Annotated in this window: 22 protein-coding genes; 18 read left to right on the top strand and 4 right to left on the bottom strand. The window is 68.5% G+C overall.

The features are described from left to right. The first annotated feature begins 5 nt into the window (after window positions 1-5). The 9 genes from HLA91_RS08615 (at window position 6) to HLA91_RS08575 (ending at window position 7,974) form a co-directional block, all read left to right on the top strand. A complete protein-coding gene (locus tag HLA91_RS08615) occupies window positions 6-899 on the top strand; it encodes a segregation and condensation protein A (protein ID WP_170274325.1) in 894 nt (297 codons plus the stop codon). Then, window positions 896-1,594, top strand: a complete 699-nt coding sequence (scpB, locus tag HLA91_RS08610) for an SMC-Scp complex subunit ScpB (RefSeq protein ID WP_165882665.1) — start codon at window positions 896-898, stop codon at window positions 1,592-1,594. The genes HLA91_RS08615 and scpB overlap by 4 nt, the downstream gene beginning before the upstream one ends. A gap of 73 nt (window positions 1,595-1,667) precedes the next feature. After that, window positions 1,668-2,513 carry a pseudouridine synthase gene (locus tag HLA91_RS08605; RefSeq protein ID WP_165882666.1) on the top strand — a complete coding sequence of 282 codons (846 nt, stop codon included), beginning with the start codon at window positions 1,668-1,670 and terminating at the stop codon, window positions 2,511-2,513. Window positions 2,514-2,521: 8 nt separating this feature from the next. Then, window positions 2,522-3,610 carry a prephenate dehydrogenase gene (locus HLA91_RS08600; RefSeq protein ID WP_102160779.1) on the top strand — a complete coding sequence of 363 codons (1,089 nt, stop codon included), beginning with the start codon at window positions 2,522-2,524 and terminating at the stop codon, window positions 3,608-3,610. After that, window positions 3,607-4,272, top strand: a complete 666-nt coding sequence (gene cmk / locus HLA91_RS08595) for a (d)CMP kinase (protein ID WP_170274324.1) — start codon at window positions 3,607-3,609, stop codon at window positions 4,270-4,272. The genes HLA91_RS08600 and cmk overlap by 4 nt, the downstream gene beginning before the upstream one ends. A 5-nt stretch (window positions 4,273-4,277) precedes the next feature. Further along, a complete protein-coding gene (gene der, locus HLA91_RS08590) occupies window positions 4,278-5,819 on the top strand; it encodes a ribosome biogenesis GTPase Der (protein ID WP_165884738.1) in 1,542 nt (513 codons plus the stop codon). Then, entirely contained in the window at window positions 5,816-7,051 is a 1,236-nt protein-coding gene (locus HLA91_RS08585; protein ID WP_102160622.1) for an AI-2E family transporter, read from the top strand. The genes der and HLA91_RS08585 overlap by 4 nt, the downstream gene beginning before the upstream one ends. Before the next feature lie 24 nt (window positions 7,052-7,075). Then, a complete protein-coding gene (locus HLA91_RS08580; RefSeq protein WP_102160620.1) occupies window positions 7,076-7,297 on the top strand; it encodes a hypothetical protein in 222 nt (73 codons plus the stop codon). Window positions 7,298-7,338: 41 nt separating this feature from the next. After that, a complete protein-coding gene (locus tag HLA91_RS08575) occupies window positions 7,339-7,974 on the top strand; it encodes an L-threonylcarbamoyladenylate synthase (RefSeq protein WP_170274323.1) in 636 nt (211 codons plus the stop codon). Between the two features lie 63 nt (window positions 7,975-8,037). Here HLA91_RS08575 and HLA91_RS08570 read toward each other — a convergent pair whose 3' ends face one another. Then, a complete protein-coding gene (locus tag HLA91_RS08570; protein WP_170274322.1) occupies window positions 8,038-8,718 on the bottom strand; it encodes a TetR/AcrR family transcriptional regulator in 681 nt (226 codons plus the stop codon). Between the two features lie 11 nt (window positions 8,719-8,729). Further along, window positions 8,730-10,232: a class I adenylate-forming enzyme family protein gene (locus tag HLA91_RS08565; protein ID WP_170274321.1), complete on the bottom strand. Its 1,503-nt coding sequence runs from the start codon at window positions 10,230-10,232 to the stop codon at window positions 8,730-8,732. A 126-nt stretch (window positions 10,233-10,358) separates the two neighbouring features. Between HLA91_RS08565 and HLA91_RS08560 the strand changes: the two genes are divergently transcribed. From HLA91_RS08560 to HLA91_RS08520, 9 genes are all read left to right on the top strand, one after another. Further along, window positions 10,359-11,174: an SDR family oxidoreductase gene (locus HLA91_RS08560; protein WP_170274320.1), complete on the top strand. Its 816-nt coding sequence runs from the start codon at window positions 10,359-10,361 to the stop codon at window positions 11,172-11,174. 14 nt (window positions 11,175-11,188) lie between these two features. After that, window positions 11,189-12,394, top strand: coding sequence for an acyl-CoA dehydrogenase family protein (locus tag HLA91_RS08555; RefSeq protein WP_170274319.1), 1,206 nt, complete (start codon window positions 11,189-11,191; stop codon window positions 12,392-12,394). A 46-nt stretch (window positions 12,395-12,440) separates the two neighbouring features. Next, window positions 12,441-13,193: a 3-oxoacyl-ACP reductase FabG gene (fabG, locus tag HLA91_RS08550; protein WP_170274318.1), complete on the top strand. Its 753-nt coding sequence runs from the start codon at window positions 12,441-12,443 to the stop codon at window positions 13,191-13,193. Between the two features lie 4 nt (window positions 13,194-13,197). Further along, window positions 13,198-14,385 (top strand): acyl-CoA dehydrogenase family protein, encoded by a 1,188-nt coding sequence (locus tag HLA91_RS08545; RefSeq protein WP_338076724.1) that lies wholly within the window; start codon window positions 13,198-13,200, stop codon window positions 14,383-14,385. Beyond that, entirely contained in the window at window positions 14,382-15,518 is a 1,137-nt protein-coding gene (locus HLA91_RS08540) for an acyl-CoA dehydrogenase family protein (RefSeq protein WP_170274317.1), read from the top strand. The genes HLA91_RS08545 and HLA91_RS08540 overlap by 4 nt, the downstream gene beginning before the upstream one ends. 58 nt (window positions 15,519-15,576) lie before the next feature. Then, entirely contained in the window at window positions 15,577-16,776 is a 1,200-nt protein-coding gene (locus tag HLA91_RS08535) for an acetyl-CoA C-acyltransferase (RefSeq protein ID WP_102160604.1), read from the top strand. Window positions 16,777-16,859: 83 nt separating this feature from the next. Then, a complete protein-coding gene (locus HLA91_RS08530) occupies window positions 16,860-18,533 on the top strand; it encodes a class I adenylate-forming enzyme family protein (RefSeq protein WP_170274316.1) in 1,674 nt (557 codons plus the stop codon). Between the two features lie 76 nt (window positions 18,534-18,609). Beyond that, the gene (locus HLA91_RS08525; RefSeq protein ID WP_239557031.1) at window positions 18,610-19,983 is read left to right on the top strand and encodes an MATE family efflux transporter; all 1,374 of its coding nucleotides are present in this window, start codon (window positions 18,610-18,612) and stop codon (window positions 19,981-19,983) included. Window positions 19,984-20,059: 76 nt separating this feature from the next. Further along, window positions 20,060-20,554, top strand: a complete 495-nt coding sequence (locus HLA91_RS08520) for a GNAT family N-acetyltransferase (protein ID WP_170274314.1) — start codon at window positions 20,060-20,062, stop codon at window positions 20,552-20,554. A gap of 36 nt (window positions 20,555-20,590) precedes the next feature. On the opposite strand, the gene HLA91_RS08515 is transcribed toward HLA91_RS08520, so the two are convergent. Beyond that, complete coding sequence (locus tag HLA91_RS08515; RefSeq protein ID WP_239557032.1) at window positions 20,591-21,898, bottom strand: M1 family metallopeptidase; 1,308 nt, start codon at window positions 21,896-21,898, stop codon at window positions 20,591-20,593. After that, window positions 21,895-25,893 carry a Pls/PosA family non-ribosomal peptide synthetase gene (locus tag HLA91_RS08510; RefSeq protein ID WP_170274356.1) on the bottom strand — a complete coding sequence of 1,333 codons (3,999 nt, stop codon included), beginning with the start codon at window positions 25,891-25,893 and terminating at the stop codon, window positions 21,895-21,897. Before HLA91_RS08510 ends, HLA91_RS08515 begins: the two co-directional genes overlap by 4 nt. Window positions 25,894-25,896 lie beyond the last annotated feature (3 nt).

Genomic DNA, 25,896 nt, shown 5'->3' with positions numbered 1-25,896 from the left:
CAGCGATGAGCACGGCACAGCAGGACGCCTCGGCCCCGGCCGCCGGTGATGCCGAGACCAGCGAAGCCGCCGGGCATAACGAGTCCGGCGGCTTCGTCGTCACGCTGGAGAACTTCTCCGGCCCCTTCGACCTGCTGCTCGGGCTCATCTCCAAGCGCAAACTCGACATCACCGATGTCGCCTTAGCCGAGGTGACTGACGAGTTCATCGCCTACGTCACCGCGCTGCGGGCAGAGCAGAGCCTCGATGAGCTGTCGAACTTCCTGCTCGTGGCAGCCACCCTGCTCGACCTCAAGACCGCCCGGCTGCTGCCGCGCGGCGACGTCGATGACGAACTCGACTTAGAACTGCTCGAAGCCCGCGACCTGCTCTTCGCCCGGCTGCTGCAGTACCGCGCCTACAAGGCCGTCTCCGCCGTCTTCGCCGAGCAGATGGCACACGCCGCCACCCGCACCGCCCGGTCTGTGCCGCTGGAGGAGGGACTGCGCGACATCCTCCCGCCGCTCGAGATCACCGCCACCCCGCAGGTGCTCGCCGCGATCTACGCCACCGTGCTGCAGCGCGACCACACCCCGCCGACGGTGAGCACCGACCACCTGCACCTGCCCCAGATCAGCGTCGCCGAACAGCGCACCGTCGTCCTCACCCGCCTCGGCCAGCACGGCCAGCTGACCTTCTCAGACCTCATCGCCGATGCCGAGAGCACCATGGTCGTCGTCGCCCGGTTCCTCGCACTCCTCGAGCTCTTCAAAGCCGGCATGTGCGACTTCGACCAGCCCGCCCCGCTCGGCGAGCTCACCGTCGTCGCCGCAGAAGCTGCAGACCTGGCGACCATCGCACTGCCCGACACCGACGAATGGGACGCCCCGACCCCAGCTGATGACGAGGAGCCGACATGACCGAGCAGCACACAGCGCAGGCTGACAAACAGGTCGAGGAGCAGGTCGGGGCGCAGGTTGAGGACACGCTGCTGGCCGGGATCGAAGCCGTGCTCATGATCGCAGACGCCCCCGTCACCGCCGAAGCGCTGGCGGAGAGCCTGGGCATCGAGGCCGGTACCGTCACCGCCGCCTGCCGGCAGCTGCAGGCCGACTACGACGGACGGCAGCCGGGCAGCCGGCAGCGCGGCTTCGAGCTCCGGGAGGCTTCTGGCGGCTGGCGGATCTACTCGCGCAGCGACTACCACGACCTCGTCTCCGACTTCCTCACCGCCGGCCAGACCGCCACCCTGTCCCAGGCGGCCTTGGAGACCCTGGCCGTCATCGCCTACCGGCAGCCGGTCACCCGCGCACGGATCTCCGCGATCCGCGGCGTCAACGTCGACGGTGTGGTGCGCACCCTGCTCATGCGAGGCCTCATCGTCGAAGCCGGCACCGAAGAGCTCACCGGAGCACGCCAGTTCACCACCACCGGCCAGTTCCTTGAAAGCCTCGGCATCGACAGCCTCGACGAACTGCCCGACATCGCACCCTTCCTGCCGGCAGACGACGACGTGGCCACCGGCGACGACATCGACCTCGGCGCAGACGCCGACGAACCGGCAGCACCAGCCGAGGTGGGCCTGGAAGCCGGCGGGGAGCCTGCCGAGACCTGAGCGGCAGCACAAGCTGCAGCCACACCTCGCGCCCGGTTCGGCAACCACGTGCGGGTTTGAGACAATGACCCCTATGACTCGCAGCAATCCACGCGGACCCGGCCACCGGTCCAAACGCCCGACCCGCCGACAGCGCAGCCAGGCGCAGCGTACCGCCCAGCAGAACACCTCGGCGGCCAACGCCGTCCACCAGCCTGACGGCGTGCGCCTGCAGAAGGTGCTCGCCGATGCCGGCCTTGGCTCCCGGCGCGCCTGCGAGCAGCTCATCGCCGACGCCCGCGTCGAAGTCGACGGGCAGATCGTGACCGAACTCGGCACCCGCATCGACCCGGAGACCCAGACCGTCCACGTCGACTCGATGCGCATCGTCACCGCCCCCGACCGCGTCTACCTCGCCTTCAACAAGCCCGCCGGCGTCGTCTCGACGATGGACGACCCCGAGGGCCGGCCGAGCCTGGCCGAGTACCTGCGCGACCGGCCCGAACGGCTCTTCCACGTCGGCCGCCTCGACGCCGAGACCGAGGGCCTGCTGCTCATCACCAACGACGGGGAGCTGTCCAACCGGCTGACCCACCCGTCCTATGAGATCCCCAAGACCTACCTCGCCCAGGTGCGCGGCCCGGTCGCCAAGGACGTCGGCGCCCGTCTGCGCGAGGGCATCGAACTCGACGACGGCATCGCCCGGGTCGACTCCTTCAAGCTCATCGACTCAACCCCCGGACGCGCGCTCGTCGAACTCGTCCTGCACGAAGGCCGCAACCGGGTCGTGCGCCGCCTGCTCGATGCCGTCGGCAACCCCGTCGACCGGCTCGTGCGCACCCACTTCGGCCCGATCGCCCTGGCCGAACAGCGCCAGGGCAAGGTCCGCGACCTGCGCCCCGATGAGATCGGAGAGCTCATGCAGGCGGTCGGTCTGTGAGCCAGACGATGAGTGTGCACGTCATCGGCACCGGCCTGCTCGGCACCTCACTCGGACTCGCGCTCACCGGCGCCGGACACGAGGTGACTCTCGCCGACCTGTCACCGACCGCGCAGCGGCTGGCCGCCGACCTCGGCGCAGGCACCGTCGGCGAACCTGAGGCGACCGATGTCGTCATCGTCGCCACACCGCCCGACGTGGCCGGACAGACGATCCTCACCGCCCTCGACCGGTTCCCCGAGGCGACCGTGACCGATGTCGCCAGCGTTAAGACCGTGCTGCTGCACGAGGTGCGCGCGGCCTGCGCGCCGGGTGACCTCGACCGCTACATCGGCTCCCATCCGATGGCCGGCCGCGAGAAGTCCGGGGCGATCGCCGCCCGCGACGACCTGTTCGTCGGCCGGCCCTGGGTGGTCTGCTCCGATGACGACACCCCGGCTGCCCGCCTCGCCCAGATCGTCGCACTGGCCACCGACGTCGGTGCGGCCGTCGTCCACCTCGACCCGGAGTTCCACGACTCCTCGGTCGCCCGTGTCTCGCATGCCCCGCAGGTGATGGCCAGCCTCATGGCTGCCCAGCTTGTCGACATGCCCGCCGACGGCGTTGCCCTGGCCGGGCAGGGGCTGCGCGACGTCACCCGCATCGCCGCCTCCGATGCCAGCCTGTGGACCCAGATCCTGGCCGGCAACGCCGCCGAGGTCCGCGAGGTGCTCGAAAGCATCCGCGCAGACCTCGACACCCTCATCAGCGCCCTCGAGCTGGCACCCGGGGCGATCGCGACGATCGCGCAGACGATCACCGCCGGCAACGACGGCTACGACCGGATCCCCGGCAAGCACGGCCAGGCCCCGCAGAAGTACGCCGAGATCACCGTCCTCATCGACGACACCCCCGGCATGCTCGGCAAGCTCTTCGCCGATGTCGGCGAGCTCGGCATCAACATCGAGGACATCCGGATCGAGCACGCCACCGGCGTTAAGCTGGGCAGTGTCGAAGTCGCTGTCGTGCCGGCACGGCAGCGCGAACTCGAAGAGGGCCTCACCTCCCGCGGCTGGTGGGTTCCCGAAGCCGTCATCGAACACGAAGGACAGCAATGACCGTTATCGCCATCGACGGCCCCAGCGGCGTCGGAAAATCCAGCGTCTCGAAGGCCGTGGCCACCCAGCTCGGCTACGCCTACCTCGACACCGGCGCGATGTACCGGGCGATGGGCTGGCTGTGCATGACCCGCGGCGTCACCGATCCCGGCGACGTCGTCGAACTCGTCCGCGGCGCTGACCTGGAGATCTCCACCGACCCGGCCGCCCCTGCCGTCGCCGTCGACGGCATCGACGTGACCGAGGAGATCCGCTCGACGGAGGTCTCGGCCAGCGTGCAGGTCGTCTCCGCCGTGCCCGAGGCGCGCAGCGAGCTCATCGAGATGCAGCGCCAGATCATCGCCGCAGCCTCACCTGGCATCGTCGTCGAAGGCCGCGACATCACCACCGTCGTCGCCCCCGACGCCCCGGTGCGCATCCTCATGACCGCCGATGACGAGGTCCGTGTCGCCCGCCGCGCCAAGGAGACCCACGGCAGGGCCGACGCCGAGGCGGTGGCCGCCACCCGCGACGTCACCCTCGGCCGCGATGCCAAGGACTCGAAGACGACGAGCTTCCTCACCGCCGCAGACGGCGTGCGCACGCTCGACACCACCCATATCGATTTCAACCAGTCGGTCGGCGCAGTCCTCGAACTCGTCGCCGCCGCACAGAAGGCCTGATGACCATGTCACCCTCCGCACAGGAGCCCGGATCCCAGCCCAGCGACGGATTCGTCGAGAACCCCGACGAGTCGCTGCCCGAGCGCGTGCAGGCGATCGACCACGACGACGCCGAACAGCGTGCCGCCTCCCTGCGCGCTGGCCTCGACCAGTACGAACTGGAAGAGGAGGACCGTGAGCTGCTGGAGGCCTACGGCGTCATCGAGGCCGAAGACGGCGGACGCGGCCCGGCCCCAGTGCTTGCGATCGTCGGCCGGCCCAACGTGGGCAAGTCGACGCTGGTCAACCGGATCCTCGGCCGCCGTGAGGCCGTCGTCGAGGACGTCCCCGGCGTCACCCGCGACCGGGTGAGCTATCACGCCGAATGGAACGGCCGCCCGCTCACCCTCGTCGACACCGGCGGCTGGGACATCGACTCGCGCGGCATGGCCTCCCGCATCGCCGAACAGGCCGAGATCGCCGTGCGCATGGCCGACGGCGTCGTCTTCGTCGTCGACGCCACCACCGGCCCGACTGCCACCGACGAGCACGTCGTGCGGATGCTGCGCCGCTCCGGCAAGCCGGTGCTGCTGGCAGCGAACAAGGTCGATGACGAACGCGGCGAGCTCATGGCCGCCGAACTCTGGTCACTCGGGCTGGGTGAGCCGCACCCGATCTCAGCCATGCACGGCAGGGGAGTGGCCGACTTCCTCGACGCGATCATGGAGATGCTGCCGGAGGTCTCGGCGACCGGGCAGACCGAAGAGGTCGGCGGCCCGCGCCGCATCGCGCTCGTCGGCCGGCCGAATGTCGGCAAGTCCTCGCTGCTCAACCAGCTCGTCGGCACCGAACGCGTCATCGTCGACAACACCGCCGGCACCACCCGCGACCCGGTCGACGAACTCGTCGAACTCGGCGGCAAGCAGTGGCGCTTCATCGACACCGCCGGCATCCGCAAGCGCGCCCGCCAGTCCTCAGGTGCTGACTTCTACGCAGCGCTGCGCACCCAGACCGCGCTCGAGCGTGCCGAAGTCGCCGTCGTGCTGCTGGAGGCCAATGAGCCGCTGAGCGATCAGGATATGAAGATCATCCGCCTCGTCCTCGACGCTGGCCGTGCGCTCGTGCTCGCCTTCAACAAATGGGACCTGCTCGATGAGGAGCGCCGCCACTTCCTCGAACGCGAGATCGAGCGCGATCTCGGCCATGTCGCCTGGGCCCCGCGCGTCAACATCTCCGCAAAGACCGGCCGGCACGCTGAGAAGCTCGTGCCCGCCATGGAGGCTGCTCTCGAAGGCTGGGATACCCGCATCCCGACCGGCCGGTTCAACGCTTTCCTCGGTGAGCTCTCCGCTGCCAATCCGCACCCGCTGCGCGGCGGGAAGCAGCCGCGCATCCTCTTCGGCACACAGGCGTCCTCCCGGCCGCCGAAGTTCGTGCTCTTCACCACGGGGTTCCTCGATCCCAGCTACCGCCGGTTCATCATCCGGCGGCTGCGGGAGACCTTCGGCTTCACCGGCACCCCGATCGATGTGAGCATGCGGATCCGGGAGAAGAGGAAAGGCCGTTGACCAGCGCAGGCCGGCCGGCAACCGCTGAGGCGGTCCGGCCCCGGGAGTGGGCGCTGCCGCGGTTCACGATCATCGTCCTCGGCTTGGCCGGGCTGTTCTTCGCCGTCGGATTCATCAAGGACCTCCAGCTCATCATCGCCCCGGTGTTCCTGGCCTTCAACCTCGTGATCGTCGGCTATCCGGTGCAGGCCTGGCTGATCCGCCGACGCGTCCCGGCCGCCGCTGCCGCTGTTGTGACCGTGCTGCTGGTGCTCAGCGTCGTGGCGGCCTTCTTCGCACTCACCGGCTGGTCGATCGCCGAGCTCGTCCTCGTCATCCCCGAATACTCCGATGAGCTCGACAACCTCTACCGCGACCTGCTCGCCGGCAGCTCATCGCTGGGTCTGACTCCCGAGTTCGTCAAGGAGCAGATGGCCAACTTCGACGTCAACCAGCTCGCCGCCGCGCTGCGCGAGGTGCTGTCGAACGCGACACTGGTCGTCACACTCGTGACAACGGCGATCATGGCGACTTTCTTCATCGTCATGGACTCTCTGGCCTTCCCACGGCGCATGACCCTGGCCTCGGGCGTGCAGCCGCGCTTCGTGCAGGCGATGAGCACCTTCGCTGTCGGCGTGCGCCGCTACTGGGTCGTGGCCACCGTCTTCGGCCTCATCGTCGCCGCCCTCGACGTCGTCGCCCTTCTCATCATCGGCGTGCCGCTGGCGCTCGTGTGGGGTGTGCTGGCGTTCCTGACCAACTACATCCCCAACATCGGCTTCGTCATCGGCCTGGTGCCGCCGGCCATCATGGCGCTGATCGAAGGCGGATGGTGGGACGCCCTGTGGGTCGTCATCACCTACAGCCTGCTCAACTTCGTCATCCAGGCGATCATCCAGCCGAAGTTCACCGGCCAGTCCGTCGGCGTCACCCCCTTCATCTCGTTCCTGTCCCTGCTGTTCTGGGTGTGGGTGCTCGGCTGGTTCGGTGCGCTGCTGGCCCTGCCGGCGACCCTGCTGGTCAAGGCGCTGCTCGTCGACGCCGATCCGCGCGCCCGCTGGATCAACCTGCTTGTCGCCTCTGATGTGCGCGCGGCAGAGTCGCCACTCCTTGCCAGCCCGAGCGAGTCGATGGACAATTCAGGTGAGGAGTCTCACATCGAGGCGGTGGAGGACTCCCAGCCGGGGCTGACGATGAGTGAAACGGCAGTCCCCGGTCGCTCACCGAAGCGCGCGGTCATCGACCTCGACTGACCGCCCCTGCAGGAAGGCGCAGTCGTGAAGACCCTCCTCAGCATCATTGTGAGTGCTCTGCTCTGGGTCGTCAGCGCCGTTGCCGTGTGCGCGCTCGCCGCCCTCGTGCTCCTGGCACTGGCCGGGCAGGCCGGTGAGGAGCTGCGCCCCGAGGGCACCCATCTGACCCTCACAGCACTGGCCGCTGTCGCCACCGCCACGGCCGTCACCCTCATGGCCAGACGACGGGTTGCCGGACTGGACTGAGAACGGTGTGCACAGCCTGCGTGGCTCGATAGACTTGGGCAATGGCACAGATACTCGACATCCATCCTGAGAATCCGCAGCCGCGGCTCATCCGCCAGGCGGCCAAGGCCATCGCCGATGGCGGGCTAGTCGCCTACCCGACAGACTCCTGCTATGCGCTCGGCTGCGCGCTGGAGAACAAGGACGGCATTGAACGGATCATCCGCATCCGCCAGCTCGACTCCAAGCACCACTTCACGCTCATGTGCCACGACTTCGCACAGCTGGGCCAGTTCGTCATCGTCGACAACTACGCCTTCCGCACCATCAAGTCCCTGACGCCGGGGCCCTACACCTTCATCATGAAGGCGACGAAGGAGGTGCCGCGGAAGATGATGCACCCGAAGAAGCACTCGGTCGGTGCCCGGATTCCGCAGAACGCCACCCCGCTCGCCCTCGTCGAAGAGGTCGGTGAGCCGATCCTGTCCTCAACGCTGCTGCTGCCCGATCACGAGGAGCCGCTGACGCACGCTGTGGACGTCGCCGAGGCGCTCGGCAAGCACGTCGACGTCATCATCGACTCCGGCGTGCCCGGCACCACTCCGACTTCGGTCATCGACTTCACACCCGGCTCGCCGGTCGTGCGCCGGATCGGCGCCGGCGACATCTCCCGCTTCGACGACATCGACGAAGCGTAACCGGCAGACCCCGCGGTCCCGAGGTGCCGAGGCGCCGAGCCATGGGAGCTCATTGTTCAGTGTTCAGTCCTCAGTGCTGTCCGGGGCGAGTTCGAGGGCGGAGACCCACAGCTGTGAGAGCTTGTCGGCCAGCTCCTCGACGCCGGCATCGCTGAAATAGCGTTCCTGGGGCTCATCGACGTAGATCGACTTGCACGTGCGGCTCACCATCGCCGAAAGCGCCTTGGCCGTCAGATCCGGATCGAGATCGGCGCGGATGTGCCCGGCGGCCTGCATCTGCTCGATGCTGCGCATATTGCGCCGGTAGAACACCCGGTTGCGCGCCAGCCGGATGTCCCGGATCTCCGGATCGACCGCAGCGACCTGGTCCATGAGCGCCACCTCCCGGGCGTTGTCCCGGTACCGGCGCACGTACACTCCTGTCGCCTTCCGGATCTTGGCGATGAGCGCCTCGGGGCCGGGAACGCCCGTGCCTGCATCATGATCCGGGTCGCCCCACGCATGATCGGCAGCGACCACCGGAGTATAGGACTCCTCGATGATCGCGGCGAGGATCTCCTGCCGGTTGGCGAAGTACGTGTACAGCGTGCCGGTCGAGCACCCGACCCGTTCGGTGATCGCCGAGAGCCGGGTGGAGAAGTAGCCCTGCTCGTAGAACACGTCGATGGCCGCGTCGATGAGGGCCTGCCGGGTGCGGAGGCCGCGCTCGGTCAGCGGTGCACCGGGCTGACGCTGGATGGTCATCGCTCACTCCTTCACAGTTCGATCGAGCGTTTGCGGATCTTGCCCGTCGGGCCCTTCGGCAGGCCGTCGACGATGCGGATGATGCGCGGGATCTTGTACGCCGACAGCGACTGCCGGCACCACGCCTCAATCTCATCACCTGTCAGCTCGGTACCGGGCATCGGGGTGACGACAGCGGCGACCTGCTGGCCGTAGTGCTCATCGGCCGCCCCGATGACAGCGGCCTCGAAGACCTGCGGATGGGCGTAGAGAACCTCCTCGACCTCACGCGGGTAGACGTTGTAGCCGCCGTGGATGATGAGGTCCTTGAGCCGGTCGACGATGTAGAGATAACCGTCCTCATCGACATGCCCGAGATCACCGGTGCAGAAGAACCCGTCGGCGTCGAAGACCTCAGTGGTGGCCTCAGGCCGGTTCCAGTAGCCGAGCATGACGAGCGGGCCGCACAGCCGCACCTCCCCGGTCTGCCCGGGACCACACGCCTCACCGGTGGCAGGATCGACGGTCCGCACGTCCATCGTCGGGGCCGGCAGACCGACTGAGCCGATCTTGTCCTCGCCCTCGGCGGCGTTGAAGGTGCCGAAAGCGCACGTCTCGGTCAGCCCGTAGCCCTCAGTGATCGAGGCGCCGAACCGAGCGTGGAAGGCGCGCATGAGCTCCAGCGAGATCGCCGCCCCGCCTGAGAGCGCCAGGCGCAGCTGCGGCGTCGTGACGCCCTCACCGGCGGTCGCGTGGGTGAGCGCATTCCACATCGTCGGCACGCCTGCCACGATCGTGAGCTCATCGGCGATGATCGTCTCAAGCAGCTCATCAGCATCGAAGCGCGGCAGCAGAGTGATGGTGGCACCGTTGGCCAGCACCGGGTAGGCCACCGAGCCGAGCCCGAAGACATGGAACAGCGGCAGCGCAGTGCCGGCCCGGTCAGCAGGGGACAGGCCGGCCACCGCCTCGGCTGCGGTGACGCCGGTGAGTAGGGTGCGTGCTGAGAGCATCGCGCCCTTCGGCCGGCCGGTGGTGCCCGAGGTGTAGAGCAGCAGCACGCAGTCCTCCGGGTCCCGGGTGACCGGGGCGAAGTCCGGGCTCGCCTGCGGCAGCGCGTGCATGTCGACGGGTGTGAGCAGTTCGGCGGTGATGCCGAGCGCCTCTGCGGCCGCAGAGCCTGCCTTGGGGCAGAGCGGGTGCATGATGAGGCGGCTGGCACCGGAATCGGAGAGCACGAAGTCCAGTTCGGGCACCGTCGAGAGGGGATTGAAGCACACGGTGATCGCCCCGCAGGCCTCGACGGCGAGGAACTCGATGAGGAACTCCGGGCAGGTCGGGGCGATGAGCCCGACACGCTCACCTGGTCGGAGTCCGGAGGCCTGGAGCTCGCGTGTGCGAGCGGCGATCGCACCGACGAACTGCCGGTAGGTCAGGGATGTGCGCTGGTCAGCCCGCGGGCCGCGCACCGCGATGTGCTCCGGACGGGTGCGCGCATGCTCCAGCAGCGGGGCGAGAAGCGACACCTGCGACATGGAGATCTCCTTCCAGGAGGTAAACGTTCGTTCGTTAGTTCTTGAAATTGACGCTCACGTCAACTATAAGTTGAGATGTCACCTGCATCACATAGGCCGCAGGAGAATTCTCCAGAAGGGACACCCATGGACGTCTCAGGCGCAGTCGCCGTCGTCACCGGTGGAGCCGGTGGCATCGGTCGAGCCATCGCCGCACAGCTCATCGACCGCGGGGCCTTCGTCATGCTCGCCGATGTCGCCGACACGGTCTCCGTGGTCGCCTCCGAACTCGGCTGCCGGGCCTGGCAGGGCGACTGCGCATCCGAAGACGGCATCACCGAACTGCTGGACCGCACCCGCGCCGAACTCGGTGAGATCGACCTCTACGTCGCCAACGCCGGCATCGCCGGCGCACGCGGACTCGGCGAGTCCGATGTCGACTGGGATGCGATCCTCGACATCAACCTGCGCGCCCACATCCGCGCCGCCCAGGCCCTCATCCCGACCTGGCAGGCCAGGGGAGCAGGCTGCTTCGTCTCCACCGCCTCGGCGGCGGGCCTGCTGACCCAGATCGGGCAGGCCGGCTACGCGGTGTCCAAGCACGCCGCGCTCGCCTTCGCCGAATGGCTGTCCATCACCTACGGCGATGACGGCATCCAGGTCGCCTGCCTGTGCCCGATGGGCGTGCGCACCGAACTGCTCATGGCCGGGCTCGACAGCGAGGACCCCGCCGAACGCGTTGCCAGCCGCTCGGTCGCCGAATCCGGCGAGGTGCTCAGTCCCGAATACGTCGCCACCTGCGTCATGGACGCGATCCACGACGGCACGTTCCTCATCCTGCCCCACCCGGAAGTCGCCGAGATGTTCCAGATGAAGGGCTCCGACTACGACCGATGGCTGCGCGGCATGCGCCGCTACCAGGTCCGGCTCAAAGCCGAGGCCCGCACACACGAGAACACCTGAGAGAAAGGCCAGCGATGTTCGACGAGACCGACCGCGCCAAGGAGCTGCGCGAGAAGCTGGAGTCCTTCATGGACTCCCACATCTATCCAGCCGAACCCGTCTACCGCGAGCAGATGGCAGCCCAGGATGACCCGCATGCCGTCCCGCCGATCCTCCAGGAGCTCAAGGGCGAAGCCCGATCCCGAGGACTGTGGAACCTCTTCCACCCGCACGAGGAATGGGGCCCGGGCCTGACGAACCTCGAATACGCCCCACTGGCCGAGATCATGGGCCGTTCACCGAACCTGGCGCCTGAGGCGACGAACTGCAACGCCCCCGACACTGGCAACATGGAGGTTCTCACGCTCTTCGGCACCGATGAGCACAAGGAGAAGTACCTGCGCCCGCTGCTCGACGGTGAGATCGCCTCCGGGTTCGCGATGACCGAACCGGCTGTGGCCAGCTCGGATGCCACCAACATCGAGATGCGCATGGAGAAGGACGGCGACGGCTACCTCCTCAACGGCCGCAAATGGTTCACCTCCAATGGCGCCCGCCCGGACTGCACGGTCCTCATCGTCATGGGCAAGACCGACCCGAACGCCGAGAAGCACCGCCAGCAGTCGATGATGGTCGTGCCCACCGACGCCCCCGGTGTCGAGATCGTCCGCTCCCTGCCGGTGTTCGGCTATCTTGACCGCGAAAGCCACGCCGAAGTGACCTTCACCGATGTGCGCGTCGAGGCCAAGGACGTGCTCAAGGGCGAAGGCGAGGGATTCGCGATCTCCCAGGCCCGCCTCGGTCCTGGCCGCATCCACCATTGCATGCGCGCCATCGGCATGGCCGAACGCGCTCTGGAATCCATGTGCCGCCGCGCCCATGAACGGGTGGTCTTCGGCGAGCCGCTGGCAGCCAAAGACAACATTCAGGACTGGATCGCCGAATCCCGCGTCGACATCGACCAGGCCCGCCTGCTGACCCTGCATGCCGCTGACATGATGGACAAGGTCGGCAACAAGGAGGCCCGCAACCTCATCTCCGAGATCAAGGTCGCAGCGCCGAAGGTCGCCCTGAGCGTCATCGACCGAGCGATCCAGGTCCACGGTGGAGCCGGCGTCACCGACGACTTCCCACTGGCCGAGATGTACGCCCACGCCCGCACCCTGCGGATCGTCGACGGCGCCGATGAGGTCCACAAGATGACCATCGCCCGCCGTGAGCTGCGCAAGTACGCATCCTGACCCGGACAACCACCTGACCACACACCCCGAACCTGAAGGAGAACTTATGACCCAGCGCACCGCCATCGTCACCGGAGGCGCCCGCGGCATCGGCGCCGCGATCGCCGAGCGGCTGGCCGCCGACGGCATGAAGGTCGCCGTCGTCGACCTGAGCGAAGACGCCTGCAGCGATGTCGTCGCCCGCATCGGCGCAACCGGCGGACAGGCCATCGGCATCGGTGCCGACATCACCGATGAGGACCAGGCCAACGCCGCCGTTCAGCGCACCGCTGAGGAGCTCGGCGCCCCGACTGTGCTCGTCAACAACGCCGGCATCATCAAGGACAACCTGCTGTTCAAGATGACCCCGGCCGACTTCACCAAGGTCCTCGACGTCCACCTGACCGGCAACTTCCTCATGACCAAGGCCTGCCAGTCCCATATGGTCGAGCAGAAGTTCGGCCGCATCATCTCGATGTCCTCGACCTCGGCGCTGGGCAACCGCGGACAGACGAACTACTCGGCCGCCAAGGCCGGCATCCAGGGGATGACGAAGACGTATGCGATTGAGCTCGGCAAGTTCGGCGTCACCGCCAACGCGATCGCCCCGGGCTTCATCGAAACCGATATGACGAAGGCGACCGCCGAGCGCGTCGGCGTCGAGTTCGACGACTTCGTCGCCATGGCCGTCAGCCAGATCCCGGTCGCCCGCTCCGGCAAGCCCGAGGACATCGCCCACACCGCATCGTTCCTCGCCAGCGAAGGAGCCGGCTTCGTCTCCGGCCAGGTCATCTACGTCGCCGGCGGACCCAAGGACTGACCTGGTGAGCGAACACGCACGCATTGACGAGGCGGTCGCGGCAGCCACAGCCGCGGCCGCCGGGCTCACCGGCGCCGACGCCGAGTCGAAGGCCGCGCACGCCGGACTGCTCTACGACCACGGCCTGGCCTGGGTGAACTTCCCGCCAGGCGCCGGCGGCCTCGGCGTCTCGGCGAGCCTGCAGGACTACGCCGATGCCGCCGTCGACGCCGCCGGACTGCACCGCCCAGACCGGCACGACAACGCGATCGGCTTCGGCATGGCCGCCCCGACGATCGCCGGCTACGGCACTGATGAGCAGAAGACGTGGCTCAAACGCATCTACACGCTCGAGACGATCGTCTGCCAGCTCTTCAGCGAACCCGGCGCCGGCTCCGACCTCGCCGCCGTCGCCACGAAGGCCGTCCTCGACGGGGACACCTACCGCGTGACCGGGCAGAAGGTGTGGACCTCCGGAGCGCACAACGCCGATCTCGCGATCCTCATCGCCCGCACCGACCCGACCGTGCCCAAGCACCGTGGGCTGAGCTACTTCCTGCTCGACATGTACGCCCCCGGTGTCGAGACCCGTGGGCTGCGCCAGATCACCGGTGAGGCCGAGTTCAACGAAGTCTTCCTCACCGATGTGCCCGTGCCTGCCTCGATGCGGCTCGGTGAGCCCGGTGAGGGCTGGAAGATCGCGAACACGACGCTGAATAACGAACGGGTCGCCATCGGCGGGGGAGCACCCCGGGAAGGCGGCATGCTCGGGGTTGTGACGAAGGCCTGGCGCGAACAGCCCGAGGTCCGCGACCCGCTGCTGCACGATGAGCTCATGCGCCTGTGGGTCGAGTCCGAGACCGCCCGGATGCTCGCAGAGCGCACCGCCCAGCAGGTCGCCGCCGGCCAGCCCGGACCCGAAGGCTCGGGTGCGAAGCTGTCATTCGCCCGCAACGCTCAGCAGCTCTCGGCTCTCGATGTGCGCATGCGCGGTGTCGACGGGCTGCGCCACGACAGCTACGGGATGCGCCGGCCCGAGCACTACTCGATGACCGGCCGCACGCCGGTCTACCGGTACCTGCGCGCCAAAGGCAACTCGATCGAAGGCGGGACCAGCGAGATCATCCGCAACATCATCGCCGAACGCGTCCTCGGCCTGCCCGGCGAACACCGCACCGACAAAGACCTGCCGTTTAAGGACCTGCCCAAATGACCATCGAGATGCTCGAAACCGAGCTGGCCGCCGACCTCAGGCGCACCGTGCGCGCGTTCCTCACCGAACGCTGCGATCCCGGCACCGTCGCCGAGGTCTACGACGACCCAGCTGTCGCCTCCCGTGAGCTCAACGACGGGTGGGCACGCGAACTCGGCCTTGCCGGGCTGCTCGTGCCCGAAGCAGACGGCGGAGCCGGCGCCAGCCTCGCCGAGGCCGCTGTCGTCGCCCACGCGATCGGCCGGCATGCCGCACCGCTGCGCTTCCTCACCTCCGGCGTCATCGCCACCACGCTCGTCACCCACGCCGGGGACTTCGAACTGGCAGCCGCCCTGGCTGCCGGTGAGCGCTACGCCGCCGTCGCCTTCCCCGCCACCAGCTCCACCCTGACGAGCGGGCTTGAGGCGAGTGACGCCTCGGGCGCGGAGCATGCAGGGACGGTCCACGTCAGCGGCACCGTGGCAGGCGTCATGGAAGCCGACGGCGCTGATGACCTCATCGCCGTCATCGGCAGCGGGGAGGACACGACGATCGTCGTCATCGACCCGGCAGATGCTCGTATCGCGCCTTTCCTCAGCCTCGATGAGACCCGCAGGCTCGCCGACGTCACCGTCGAGGGTGCTGCCGCACGGGTCATCGCCACCGGGCCCGAGGCGGAGGCAGCGGCCACCGCCGCGACGCTGGCCGGGCAGGTGGCGCTCGCGGCCGAACTCGCCGGCACCGCAGCCCAGGCGTTCTCCACGACCCTGGACTATGTGCGCACCCGCGTGCAGTTCGGCCGCGCGATCGGCTCCTACCAGGCGATCAAGCACCGGCTGGCCGATCTCTGGCTGGCCGTCAGCCAGGCCGATGCCGCCGCCACCTACGCCGCCCAGACGGCAGCGAACTGGCAGCACGGCGGAGAGGACCTGCACGAAGCCCAGATCTGCGCACTCACCGCGCTCGCCTACACCGCCCCAGTCGCCGTGCAGGCTGCCGAGGAAGCCGTGCAGCTGCACGGCGGCAACGGCATGACCTGGGAATATCCGGTCCACCTGCTGCTCAAGCGGGCCAAGGCCGGCGAACTCATCCTCGGGCACCCGGCTAACAACCGCGCAGCCCTGGCCGAACTCCTCGAACTTCCGACGTGCTGAGGATCACACAGACGAAATAGACTGGCGAGGCGCCCCTCGTCATCCAGAAAGGACACCCATGACAGACGCAGTCATCGTCTCCACCGCCCGCACCCCGATCGGCAAGGCCTATCGCGGAGCCTTCAACAACACCCAGCCGCAGGAACTCGCCGGCCACGCCATCCGCCATGCCGTCGAGCGCGCTGGCATTGAGGGCGCCGACGTCGACGACGTCATCCTCGGTGCGGCCCTCCAGCAGGGCTCCCAGAGCGGCAACATCGCCCGCCAGGCCGCCCTGCGCGCCGGCCTGCCCGTCACCGTGTCGGGCATGACGCTCGACCGGCAGTGCTCCTCGGGCCTCATGGCGATCGCGACGGCTGCCAAGCAGATCATCCACGACGGGATGAAGATCGCCGTCGGCGGCGGCGTCGAATCGGTCTCGCTCGTCCAGAACGACAAGATGAACACCTTCCGCGCCAAGGACCCGTGGCTGGTCGAGAACATCCCGGGCCTGTACCTGCCGATGCTCCACACCGCCGAGGTCGTCGCCGAACGCTACGAAGTCTCCCGCGAAGACCAGGACGCCTACGCCTACGAATCCCAGATGCGCACCGCCGCTGCCCAGGAGGCCGGGCGCCTCGATGAGGAGATCGTGCCGCTGGAGTCCGTGCAGCTGGTCCAGGACAAGGAGACCAAGGAGATCTCCGAGAAGACCGTCACCCTGACCAAGGACGAGGGCAACCGCCCGCAGACCACCCTGGAGGGCCTCGCCAGCCTCAACCCGGTGCTCGAACCCGGTGTCGCCTCCACCCACCCGTCGATCACCGCCGGCAACGCCTCGCAGCTCTCCGACGGCGCCTCGGCTGCTGTCCTCATGTCCGATGACGAGGCCTCCCGCCGCGGACTCGAACCGCTGGGCATCTACCGCGGCATGGCTGTCGCCGGCTGCGAGCCGGACGAGATGGGCATCGGCCCGGTCTTCGCCGTGCCGAAGCTGCTCGACCAGCACGGCCTGAGTGTCGACGACATCGACCTGTGGGAGCTCAACGAAGCCTTCGCCGTGCAGGCGCTGTACTGCCGCGACCGCCTCGGCATCGACCCCGAGCGCTACAACGTCGACGGCGGCGGCATCTCCGTCGGCCACCCCTACGGCATGACCGGTGCCCGGCTCACCGGCCACGCCCTCATCGAAGGCAAGCGACGCGGCGCCAAGTTCGTCGTCGTCACGATGTGCATCGGCGGCGGCATGGGCGCCGCCGGGCTCTTCGAGGTCTGCTGATCATCAGCCGGCCTGCGCCCGGCGGTCACCGCTGACCGCCGGGCACACCCCGAATTCCGAACATGACGATCCGAGGAGAGACGATGAGCATTTCGGAGACCCGCCCCTGGCTCAAGACCTACAGCCACCTGTCCCAGCTCAATGAGCCCGTCCCGCACACCACCGGTGACGCGCTGCTGCGCGAGACGGTCGAGAAGTTCCCCAACCGCCGCGCCATCACCTACTTCGGCTACGAACCGACATGGGCCGAGGTCGATCGGCAGACCGACGCCTACGCCACCTGGCTGACCGACAAGGGCATCGGCAAGGGCGACCGGATCGGCGTGTACCTGCAGAACACCCCGCACTACCACATCGCCGTGTTCGGGGCGTGGAAGGTCGGTGCGATCCCGGTGCCGCTCAACCCGATGTACCGCGACGAGCTCAGCCACATCTTCGCCGACTCCGGCATCCGCGGCCTCGTCGTCTCCGCTGCGGCCTACCTCGACCGGGTCAAGAACTACAGCCAGGACCTCGAATGGGTGCTCACGTGTCAGGACACCGACTTCCAGACGACGAACGATGAGCGCATCTTCGGGATCTTCGCCGACCACTACGACACCGGCTGCGAAGAGCTCCTCGACGTCGTCAAGGCCAACGAGGGCCGCTCGGTGCCCGCCCCTGAGCTCAGCCCCGATGACACCGCGATCATCGGCTACACCTCCGGCACCTCCGGCCGGTCGAAGGGCGCGGCGGTGACCCACCGCGGTGTCAGCGTCAACTCCCTGTCCCTGGGCATCCACCAGGGTCTGGACGAAAACGACGTCATCTTCACCCTCGCACCGGTCTTCCACATCACCGGCTTCGTCTGCCAGTTCATCGCCTCTGTCGCCATAGGCGCGGCCCTGGCGATGAACTACCGGTTCGAACCGGCCAGCACCCTGGAGATCTTCCGCCGCGAGAAGCCGCAGTACATGGCCGGCCCGGCCACCGCGTACATGGCGCTGCTGGCACACCCGACCTTCGACACCGACGCCTTCGACTCCTTCAAGTCGCTCATGTCCGGCGGCGCGCCGTTGCCCGATGCGATCGTGCGGAAGTTCGAGGAGCGCACCGGCCACTACATCGGCCAGGGCTACGGACTGACCGAGACGACCGCCCAGTGCGTCGTCGTCCCGCCGGGCATGCGCGCCCCAGTCGACCCCGACAGCGGCAACCTGTCCTGCGGACTGCCGGTGCCCGACACCGTCGTGCGCGTCCTCGACGACGAGGGCAACGAACTCGGCCCCCGCGAGGTCGGCGAGATCTGCGTGCGCGGCCCGATGGTCGTCAGCCAGTACATCAACAACCCCGGCGCCTCGGCCTCGGAGATCCCCGACGGGGAGCTCAAGACCGGCGACGTCGGATTCATGGACGAAGACGGCTGGGTGTTCATCGTCGACCGCAAAAAGGACATGATCAACGCCGCCGGCTTCAAGGTCTGGCCGCGCGAGGTCGAAGACGTCCTCTACACCCACCCGGCCGTCCTCGAAGCCGCCGTCGTCGGCGTGCCCGATGAGTACCGCGGCGAATCCGTCACCGCCTTCGTCAGCCTCCAGCCCGGCGCTGAGGCCACCGAGGACGAACTCGTCGCCTACTGCCGTGAGCACCTGGCCTCCTACAAGGCCCCGCGCCACGTCAACTTCATCGAAGCGCTGCCCAAGACCGCCTCGGGCAAGATCCTGCGCCGCGAGATGCGCCGCATCGGAGCCGAGCAGGCCTCCAGCGAGGCGAGCTGAGTCACAGTCTCGAACCGCTCCCGCACACACCTGCGGGACTATGATCAAGAGGCGGATGCCACCCGGCATCCGCCTCTTGGCATGTCCGAGCCCCACCGCCCGTCGAAAGGCCCCACCGATCACCACCCGCAACCGCTTCCTCGACAAGGAGATCCTCGCCCTCGCGCTGCCGGCACTCGGAGCGCTGGCCGCCGAGCCGGTCTTCCTGCTCGCCGACACCGCGATGGTCGGCCACCTGGGACCGGCATCGCTGGGTGCGCTGGCGATCGCCTCGACGATCATCCAGACGGTGCTCGGCCTCATGATCTTCCTCGCCTACGCCACCACTCCGCGGGTCGCCCGCAGACTCGGCGAAGGCAACACCCCGGCAGCGATCGGCGCCGGCTTCGACGGCATCTGGCTGGCGCTGCTGACTTCGCTCATCCTGCTGGCAGCAGGACTGCCGCTGCTTCAGCTGCCGATCAGCTGGTTCAACCCCGCTCCCGAGGTGGCAGCCGGCGCCCATGCGTATCTTGCGATCTCCTGGTGGGGACTGCCGTTCATGCTCACCGTCATTGCCGCCACCGGGCTGCTGCGCGGACTGCAGGACACCAAGACCCCGCTCTACGTCGCCGTCGGCGGGTTCCTCGCCAACATCGGTCTCAATGCGCTGTTCATCTACGGCCTCGGCATGGGCGTGGCCGGCTCCGCACTCGGCTCAGTCATGGCGCATGTCGGGATGTGCTCGATCTACCTCGTCATCGCCGTGCGTGCCGCCCGCCGCCATCACGCACCGATTCGCCCGGACTGGTCCGGAGTGCTCGCCTCAGCCCGCACGTCGGGCTGGCTGCTCATGCGCAATATGTCCCTGCGCGGAGCGATGATCGTCCTCATCGTGCTCGCCACCAGTCTGGGCACCGTCCAGCTGGCCGCGATCCAGATCATCCAGACGCTGTTCAACTCCCTGGCCCTCGTCCTCGACGCGCTCGCCATCGCCGGGCAGGCGATGATCGGCCTGCAGCTGGGCTACCGCAACCGCGAACGGGTGGCTGCGATCAACCGGCGGCTCATCCAGTGGGGGATCGGCTTCGGCGTCCTCGTCGGCATCATCCTCGCCGCTGTCTCACCGCTCATCGGGTTCGTGTTCACCTCCGATCCGGAGGTGCGCGGCCTGCTGACCCCGCTTGTCATCGTGCTGGCCATCAGCATGCCGATCGCCGGGTACGTCTTCACCCTCGACGGCGTGCTCATGGGTGCTGAAGACGCCCGCTATCTCGCTTTCGCGCAGCTGGCCGCCTTCCTCGGCTACTGTGGCATCCTCGCGCTCATCTACACCCAGTGGCCGACGGTGACGGTGCTGTGGGCCTGCTTCGGCATCGGCTTTGTCGCCCTGCGCGCAATCGGCCTGGGCTTCCGGGTCCGCAACGACGCCTGGATCCGCCGCGCCGAGGCGGTTGCCGGACGCTCCTGATCAGCAGGCGGAATCTGCACAGACTTCGTGCTGACTGCGATTACGCTGGTGGAGGCCGAAGACGGAGAGGACACCCATGCACATCACACCGCTGCCAGCAGACCGCATGCCGGCAGAAGCACGCGAGCTGCTGCTGCCCTTCCTGCTGCAGTGCATCAATTGGTCGCCCGGCGCCCCTGAGCTCGATGCCTCAGTCATCGAAGCCGACGACCAGCTCTCCGCCTACATCGACGGCTGGGGCCGCGACGGCGACATCGCCGTCATCGCCTGGGACGAGGAGAACCAGCCGGTCGGTGCGGCCTGGTGCCGGCTGCTGAGCGATCCGCCTGGCTACGGCTGGGTGGCCGATGACATTCCCGAGGTGTCCATCGCCGTGAAACCGGATTTCCAGGCCAAGGGCGCTGGCCGCCAGCTGCTGCACACGCTGTGCCGGCTCGCGGCTGTGTCCGGATATTCGGCGGTCAGCCTGTCGGTGTCCGACGGGAACATGTCCAAGCACCTCTACACTCAGCTCGGATTCTCCAACATCGGCCGCTCCGGCGACGGCGATGTCATGCTCAAACAGCTCTGAGCCCACAACCTGCCAGCGCGTGCGGCGGGGGGCCGGTCAGTTCGGCAGCAGCGGCAGCTTCTCCTCGTACAGCCACGGGTCGACGATCGGCGCGACCGAGGAGCCGGTGACCTCTGCTGCGAGGGCGAGGAAGTCGGCGGTCGTGACGTAGCCGTGCCGGTAGCGCTGCGTCCAGCCGCGCAGCAGCCGCCGGAACCACTCATCGCCGATGTGCAGCCTCAGGGCGTGCAGTGTCAGCGCCCCGCGCTTATAGATCCGATCATCGAACATCTCGGCTGGGCCTGGGTCGGCCAGCACCAGATCCTGGCGCTGGCGCTCGAGCAGATCCCAGTGGATGCGGGCGAGCTCATCGGTGCGACCGCGCCCGGCGGCCTGGGCCCACAGCCATTCGGAGTAGCAGGCGAAGCCCTCATTGAGCCAGATGTCCGACCAGTGGGTGAGGGTGAGCGAATTGCCGAACCACTGGTGGGCCATCTCGTGGGCGACGAGCCGTTCGGCTTCCCAGGTCGCGGCCAGGTGGTTCGGTCCCAGGATCGACAGTGGCTGGGACTCCAGCGGGATCTCGAGCACGTCATCGGTGATGACGACGCCGTAGTGCTCGAAGGGATACGGGCCGAACCAGTCGCTGAAGATGCGCATCATGTCGTGCTGCTTGCTCAGGGCACGCTGGGCGCGCTCCCGGAGTCCGCGTGAGCAGGCGATGCTCATCGGCACCGGGCCCGGCCGCTGGGCCGGTGCCAGCTCGGTCGTCTCGTACTGCCCGATCTGCACGGTCGCCAGGTACGGGGCCAGCGGCGCCTGGGACTCCCACACCCAGCGGGTGCGCCCGGCCTTGCGGGAGGTGCTCACGAGCCGGCCGTTGGAGATGACCGTGTAGGGCGATTCGACGAGGACAGAGATGCGGAAGTCGGCCTTGTTCGAAGGGTGGTCGTTGCACGGGAACCAGGTGGCCGCCCCGTTGGGCTGACCGGCGACGAGCACCCCGTCGGTCAGCTCCTCCCAGCCGACATCACCCCACATGCCCATCGCCGGCTGCGGATTGCCGGCATAGGAGATCTCGACGGTGGCCAGGCTGCCGCGCTGATAGGCCCGGCGGGGCTGGACGATGAGCTTGCGGCCGCGCTGCCGCCACCGGGCGCGGGTGCCGTCGACGATCGCCTTGGACACCTGCAGGCCGGCCAGGTCGAGTTCGAAGGCGCTGCTGTCCTCCAGCAGGCGGACCCGCAGCCGCGCATGGCCGGCGAGCCGGTTGGGGGCGATGCGGTAGTCGAGCGTGAGGTCGTAGTGCTCGACCCGCAGCATGGTGGTGCCGGAGTCAGGTGTGTAGGAGTCGACAGCGGTCAACGGGTGTCCTCGGAATCGGTCGGGGTCTCAGGTGGGCAGGTGGTGCGTTCTGTGCCGGCCGGTTCGGGCCGGTGCGGGGTCTCCGGCAGGGGCGGGGCGTCGATCCACGGGACGACGGGGTTGCCGGAGAAGTAGGCGTGCGGGGGCACGAACTCCCCGCGCATGACCAGCGAGGTCGGCCCGACGGTGGCGGCCTGGCCGATCCTGGCCGCTGGCAGGATGACGCTGTTGGGCCCGAGTGTGGCACCCGCATCGAGGGTGACGGTGTCCAGGGACATCACCCGGTCGTGGAACAGGTGGGTCTGGACGACACAGCCGCGGTTGACTGTGGAGTTGTCGGACAGTGTCACGAGGTCGGCCTCAGGCAGCCAGTAGGTCTCACACCACACGCCGTGGCCGATCTTGGCGCCGAGGGCGCGCAGGAACCACACGAGTGCCGGGGTGCCGACGGCGGTTCGGGCGAACCACGGGGCGGCGATGAGCTCGACGAAGCAGTCGGCGACCTCGTTGCGCCAGATGAAGCTCGACCACAGCGGATGCTCGCTCGGCCCGGTGCGGCCGACGAAGATCCACTTGACGATGACCGCGACCCCGGCGGCCACAGCTCCGGTGGCCATCATGACGACACCGGAGCCGATGACGAGCGTCAGGGGTGCCAGCACCGCTGCCGAGGCGCCGGTCGCCTCGGCGAGTGCGGCACCGGCTGCGAGCAGTCCGTAGAGCGTGATGAGCAGCCCGGTGATGAGCAGGCCTGCGGTGATGACGGACAGGCCGCGCAGCACTTCCCAGCAGCCGCGGGCGACCTTGAGGCGGACAGGCGGGTTGTAGGTCAGGGCCTCATCGGCATCAACTTCGCTGCGGCGCAGCTCGACCGGCGGGGAGCCGATCCACGAGCTGCCCTTCTTAGCCTTGATCGGTGCGGCTGAGAGCACGGCGACAAGCGCGTTCTTCGGCACGCGGCGTCCGGCTGCGGCGATGCCGGAGTTGCCGAGGAAGGCGCGTTTGCCGACCTTGGCCCGGCCGATGCGCATCCAGCCGTGGCCGAGCTCATAGGAGGCGACCATCGTGTCATCGGCCAGGAACGCCCCGGAGGCGATCTGCGTCATCGAGGGCACAAGCAGGACGGTGGAGACTTCGACGTTGCGGCCGACCTTCGCTCCCAGGATGCGCAGCCAGATCGGGGTGAACAGGCTGGCATACAGCGGGAAGAGCAGGTCGCGGGCCATATCGAGGATCCGCTCGGTGGCCCACAGCCTGAAGCCCATCATCGACCGGACCGGGAACAGGCCCTCGCGCATCCCGATCGCTAAGGTGCGCACCGAGACGACGACGAGCAGTGCGGTGGTGAGGAACCAGATGAGCGCCTGTACTGGTGCCCAGGCGAGCAGCGTCAGCGGCTGGGCGAACACCTCGGGCCCGGTGAGTGCCAGCATGAGCGCGATCCCGGGGATGAGTGCGATGTAGGGGATGAGGGCGTGCAGCTGGGAGCCGAGGGCGTAGAACAGGAATGGCGTGCGCGCACGCCGGTCGGGCGGGTCGGGCCAGGTGCGCTTCTTCTTGCCGATGCGCACGGCCGGTGAGCCGGAGAACACCTGGTTCTTGCGCACCTTCCCGGTCACCGCGGAGCCGGGTTCGACGTGGGCGTCTTGGCCGATGCGGGTGCCGGGCATGAGTGTTGAGCGTGCCCCGACGGTGGCGTCGCGGCCGATGTCGATGGTGCCGATGCGCAGCAGGTCGCCGTCGACCCACCAGCCCTTGAGGTCGACTTCGGGTTCGACGGCCGCACCGCGGGCGATCGTCAGCAGGCCGGTGACCGGCGGGATGGTGTGCATGTCGACGTCGCGGCCGATCTTGTTGCCCAGCAGCCGGGCATACCACGTCACCCAGGGGGCGTTGGCGACCGAGACGGCGGCGGCGAGGTCCTGGATGCTCTCGGCCAGCCAGAGCCTCAGGTGCACGCTGCCCGAACGCGGATACACCCCGGGTTTCACACCTGCCATGAGGGCGCGGGCGGCGAGAGCCGAGACGAGCATCCGGCCCCAGCCGGAGACGAACACGAGCCACAGGGCGATGATGAGCCACCACGGGGTGGTGATGAGCGGAGCGCCCTGCCAGGCGGCGAGGTTGGCACCGCCCATGACGAGGACGACCCAGCGCATGCCGGCCAGGATGTGCAGCAGCATGCCGAGCAGGGTCTGCAGCCACTGCATCGACCGGCGGGTGCGGGTGACGTCCCGGTGCCGGCCGGCGACGGGGCTGGCGGCGCCCTCTTCGCCCAGGCAGAGTTCGGCCAGTGCACCGAAGCGCGGCCGGGAGTAGACATCGCCGACGGTGATCGAGGTGTGGCGGGCGCGCAGTCGGGAGACGAGCTGGGCGGCAGCCAGCGAGCCGCCGCCGGCGGTGAAGAAGTCGGTGTCCATGCCGGGCCGGCCGCCGAGGACGGCCTGCCACTGCTCGGCGATCCAGGCGGCCTCCTCGGGCACGGCCTCCCCGGAGTCGTCATCGAGGATCTCCTCCAACGGCCACGGCAGAGCATTGCGGTCGACCTTGCCCGAGGTCTTCGTCGGCAGCCTGTCGACGACCGCCAGGCGGGGGACGAGCGCCGGTGGCAGCACCTCGCGCAGCTGTGCCTCCCAGCCGGTCAGGGGCGCCGGCGCCGAGGTGTCGGCTGGAGCGAGATAGCCGATGAGCAGCTGGGTGCCAGCCGGGGTGTCCTTGACTGCGGCAGCTCCGCCGGCGACACCGGGCAGCGCCTGGAGGGCGGCGTCGATCTCACCGAGTTCGATGCGGCGGCCGCCGAGCTTGATCTGCTCATCGGCGCGGCCGACGAACAGCAGCCCGTCCGGGTCGTTGACGACGAGGTCGCCGGAGCGGTAGGCGCGCTGCCAGCCGAGGGTGGGCATGGGTGCGTACTTCTCGGCATCCTTGGCCGGGTCGAGGTAGCGGGCCAGGCCGACGCCGCCGATGATGAGCTCACCGGTCTCGCCTTCGGCAACCGGGATGCCCTCGGAGTCGACGATGGCGAGGTCCCAGCCGTCGAGCGGCAGGCCGATGCGCACCGGACCGGGCCCGCCGAGCGGGGCGGCGCAGGCGACGACGGTCGCCTCGGTCGGCCCATAGGTGTTCCACACCTCGCGGGTGCCATCGGACAGCCGCTGGGCGAGCTCCGGTGGGCAGGCCTCGCCGCCGAAGATGAGCAGCCGGACGCTTTCAAGCGTCTCGGCCGGCCACAGGGCCGCCAGGGTGGGCACGGTCGAGACGATGCTGATGCGCCGGCCGGCCAGCCAGGGGCCGAGATCCATGCCGGACTTCACAAGTGCGCGCGGGGCGGGCACGAGACAGGCACCGTGCGCCCAGGCCAGCCACATCTCCTCGCAGCTGGCATCGAAGGCCACCGAGAGGCCTGCGAGCACCCGGTCGCCGGGGCCGATCGGCTCGTCTTGGCAGAAGATCCGCGCTTCGGCGTCGACGAAGGCGGCAGCTGAGCGGTGGGTGACGGCCACGCCTTTGGGTTTGCCGGTCGAACCGGAGGTGAAGATCACCCAGCAGTCATCATCAGGCTCCGGGGCACGCAGGGCGGGCACCGCCTCGGTCGCGGGGTCGCGGCGCGACTCGATCTGCAGCCCGGCGGTGACGATCGCAGTGACGGCGGCTTCGGAGAACACGGTGGCGGCCCGCTCATCCGGGTCGTCGACGTCGACGGGGACGTAGGCTGCGCCGATCATGAGGGTCGAGAGGATCGCAATGTAGAGGTCGAGGGTGCCTGAGGGGACGCGCACGCCGACCTTGTCGCCGGGGCCGACACCGGCGGCGTGGAGCTGGTGGCCGAAGTCGCGCATCGCCTCCAGCAGCTGGGTGTAGCTGATGGAGCGCACACCGTCGTCAAGGGCTGGTGCTTCCGGGTGCTGGGCTGCGACGTCGATGAGGATGTCGATGAGCGTGCGTTCAGGGGCAGCGAGGTGCGCTCCCGGGAACTGCGGTGCATGCACGATGATGTG

The organism is Brevibacterium luteolum (assembly GCF_013004595.1).
Classification (GTDB): Bacteria; Actinomycetota; Actinomycetes; order Actinomycetales; family Brevibacteriaceae; genus Brevibacterium; species Brevibacterium luteolum.
The sequence above is the reverse complement of the archived record's forward strand: the minus strand, read 5'-3'. Positions and strand labels throughout refer to the sequence as shown.